Annotated in this window: 1 protein-coding gene; it reads right to left on the minus strand. The window is 36.4% G+C overall.

What is annotated here, in order from left to right; all coding sequences use genetic code 11:
* Positions 1 to 291: 291 nt before the first annotated feature.
* Positions 292 to 1,238 (minus strand): histidinol-phosphate transaminase (hisC, locus tag DT250_RS31505; RefSeq protein ID WP_149214398.1); only part of this gene is annotated, 947 nt, incomplete at its 5' end.

Genomic DNA, 1,238 nt, shown 5'->3' on the forward strand with positions numbered 1-1,238 from the left:
GGCTAATAATCAGTGAGGGGATGAGCATCCCCTCACTGATTAAAGTTTCACTTTATCATAAGCAACTAGGTGTACGAACGCAACCTTTAGAATGAGCATACTTCATCTTGTACTTTCACTGACAACGATTCAAACATGACACCGATACCGCATTACTACTTTCTATTGTACCGTTTTCTTTCATTACCGTGCAAATAACTTCCCTTATTAATTATTAACACGCACGGATCAAGCTTTACAGGCCTTCATTTAAATAAAAAAGACTCCTATATTAGGAGCCTTCACAAACTCTTAAGAGTATGTTTCTTCTTTCTTTACTTGCTCGTTTACAAGCTCTTTCAATAATTCTATAATTTCATCATTTTCTTCTTTCAAACCGACAGTAATACGAATACCATCATGTATACCAAATGCAGCACCAGAACGAACAATATATCCTTTCTTCATTAATCGTTCGAAAGCCTCATTACCAGGAATACCGAGTTTTAAGAAAATGAAATTTGTTTGAGATGGATAATAGAATACGTTATATTCCTTACAAAATGCGTAATATTGATTTAATCCTTCTTCATTTTTTTTCACACATTCTTGTAAAAATACTTGATCTTCTAATGCAGCGAGTGCTACAGCCTGCGCTACAGTCGATGTATTAAATGGTAACCTTGCTACTTCTAGCTGCCCGATTAAATTCGCATTACCAACCGCATATCCGATACGGAAAGCAGCTAAACCATATGCTTTTGAAAACGTGCGTAAAACCATAAGATTTTCATACTGTTCAAGAAGTGGTAATGTTTGCGGATAGTCTTCTGCCCCCGCATATTCATAATATGCTTCGTCCATAATAACGAGCGCTGACTTAGGAACTGATTCTAAAAATGAAAGTAAATTTTGTTTCTCTACATATGTACCTGTCGGATTATTCGGGTTACAAATCCATACAATCTTCGTTTTATCATCTACTTGCTGTAACATCGCATCTAAATCGTGAATGCCATCTTTAAGTGGTACTTCACGAACTTCTGCTTCTTCAATAACAGCATGGTGATGGTATTGCGAGAATGTTGGATTCGCCATTACAACATTTGTTCCTTCATGTAGTAATGCACGACTAATCATTTGAATGACTTCATCTAATCCACTACCAAATAACAGTTGTTCTGCTTTGACACCTAACTGCTCTGCTACTTTTGTCCGAAGTTCAAATGCATATCCATCTGGATAAAGAGCGTATTGAC

Source organism: Bacillus sp. AR2-1, from assembly GCF_008368755.1.
In the GTDB taxonomy this organism is placed as follows: Bacteria; Bacillota; Bacilli; order Bacillales; family Bacillaceae_G; genus Bacillus_A; species Bacillus_A wiedmannii.